The organism is Halobacterium sp. CBA1126 (genome assembly GCF_009741975.1).
In the GTDB taxonomy this organism is placed as follows: domain Archaea; phylum Halobacteriota; class Halobacteria; order Halobacteriales; family Halobacteriaceae; genus Halobacterium.
In genome coordinates, this window is record NZ_WPCF01000188.1 from 1 (window position 1) to 2,037 (window position 2,037).

The window sequence follows — 2,037 nt, forward strand, 5'->3', positions numbered from 1 at the left end:
CGCCACCGCCGCCGCCCATGGCCTCTTCCATGCGCTCGCGGGGGCCGCCCTCGCCGCCCTCGCCGTCCTCGCGTTCCTGCGCGCGCTCCTCTCGGATCTCCTCGACGCGCTCTCGGAAGGACTTCTCCTCGCTGTCCCCGTTCTCTCCGTCGTCTGCCTCGGGTTCGTCGTCTGCCATACCCACGCGTTCACCGTCCGCACTGAAAAAAGCCGCTTTCCGGCCCGCTCAGAACGCGCCGAGACTCGACTGCCGGTCGCGGTCGCTCGCGCCCTCGGTGACGTCGTAGCCGACGAGGTCGCGCATGTCCACGGCGTACGTGGTGCCGTCGCGTTCGAGCGCGAGCACGCGGCCCTTCGTCCCGAGCACCGTCCCGGTCGCCATCGTCTCCGCGACGGGCCGCGCGTCGAACGCCAGCTCGTAGTCGAAGTCGAAGCGCTCGATGGGGTCGTACTCCGCGACGAGGTCGTCCCACGCGGCCTCGTCGACGCGCTCGCCGAACCCCCGAATCTTGGTCGGGACGCGCACGCGGTCGGGAACCGTCTCCGCGATGCCGTACTCGATCTGCCGCGCGCGCTTTCCGTCCTCGGCGGTCCGGATGTGCGCCGCGCGGTCGGCGCCCTGCTCGCGCAGCCGCGTGTCGAGGCGCCACGACCGCGTCACGCCCACCTTGAACGTGTCGGGCGCGAACGCCGCGAGGTAGACCGCGTGCTCCTCGTGGCATGACTCCAGCGGCATCGCGCAGTTCCCGACGCAGCGCGCACAGGGCCACGTCGACGTGTGCTCGTCGCAGTACGGCGCGGCCGCCTGCTCGCAGGCCTCGTGGACGCCCTCGTCGGTGGCGCCCGCGCAGTGGCGCTCGCCGAGCGTGTACGCCAGCGACTCGCCCGGCAGCAGCGGCACGCGGTCCACACTGCTCTCGCTGGCGACGCGGAGCGCGGCCGGCCCGTCCCCGGGCGTCGTCTCGTACCCCACAATCTGCACGCGCTCGGGTAGGGCGCTCCCGAATAAAGCGGTGGCGTTCGCCCGCCGATGACGTGCGTGTCACCCGGTGGCGTCGACACCCGCGAGCGCTTATCCGGGCGGGCGGTCTACCAGGACGTATGGCAGACGAATCCATCCCGGTCTCCGCAGAGGCACCCGACAGCCCGTTCCGGACGACGGGCACCGACCACATCACCATCTGGGGGAGCAACGCCGAGGACACCATCGCGTTCTACCGCGACCTGCTCGGGATGCCGCTCGTGCTCCGGCAGCCGAACCTCGACGACCCCTCCCAGACGCACCTGTTCTTCGACACCGGCGACGGCCGCATCCTCACCGTCTTCGTCAGCGACGACCGCGCGTCCAACCGCGGCCGCGTCCCCACGCAGACCGGAAGCGTCCACCACCTCTCCTTCTCCATCGCGGCGGAGGACTTCGAGGACGTCATGGAAGCCCTCGAAGACGCCGGCCACGGCTACAACGTCTTCGACCGCGGCATCTTCTTCTCGCTGTACACGCAGGACAACAACGGCCTCATCGTCGAGCTCTCCGCGGACAAGTACGACATCCCGGACGAGCGCCGCGGCGAGGTGCTGGCGACCGCCCAGCGCATCCGCGAGGAGGACGGCGCGGACTTCGCCGAGGACCGCCACATGAAGCAGGCCCTCGAGGAGCTCGGCCTCGACGCCGAGCCCGCCGACCTCCCGGACGCCTCCACCGGCGTCGGCTACTAGGGGCCGATGCTCTCCGACACGCCCGGCATCCACCACGTCACCGGCCTCGTCGCGTCCGCCCAGCGGAACGTCGACTTCTACGTCGGCGTCCTCGGGCTGCGGCTCGTCAAGCGCACGGTCAACCAGAACGACGTGCTGCGCTACCACCTCTTCTACGGGAACGCGACCGGCGACCCCGGGACCGTCCTGACGTGTTTCCCGTACCCGAACGAGTCGCCGGGCCGCGTCGGTAAACCCCAGATTGCGGCGGTGGCGTTCGTCGTCCCGCCGGGCTCGCTGCCGTACTGGCGGGGCCGCCTGGCCGACCACGGCGTCGACGTC

3 protein-coding genes are annotated in these 2,037 nt (G+C 71.0%); 2 read left to right on the plus strand and 1 reads right to left on the minus strand.

Annotated elements, in window-relative coordinates:
• Positions 1-226: 226 nt before the first annotated feature.
• Complete coding sequence (locus GJ634_RS14995) at positions 227-982, minus strand: DUF2797 domain-containing protein (RefSeq protein ID WP_331714210.1); 756 nt, start codon at positions 980-982, stop codon at positions 227-229.
• Between the two features lie 119 nt (positions 983-1,101).
• Between GJ634_RS14995 and GJ634_RS15000 the strand changes: the two genes are divergently transcribed.
• Positions 1,102-1,716: a VOC family protein gene (locus GJ634_RS15000; protein ID WP_157503634.1), complete on the plus strand. Its 615-nt coding sequence runs from the start codon at positions 1,102-1,104 to the stop codon at positions 1,714-1,716.
• Between the two features lie 6 nt (positions 1,717-1,722).
• The coding region (locus GJ634_RS15005; RefSeq protein WP_197425558.1) for a VOC family protein at positions 1,723-2,037 on the plus strand (315 nt) is incomplete at its 3' end.

Excerpts from the sequence above, each read along its gene's own strand:
- GJ634_RS15000 (WP_157503634.1), top strand. The coding sequence starts at position 1,102 with ATGGCAGACGAATCCATCCCGGTCTCCGCAGAGGCACCCGACAGCCCG.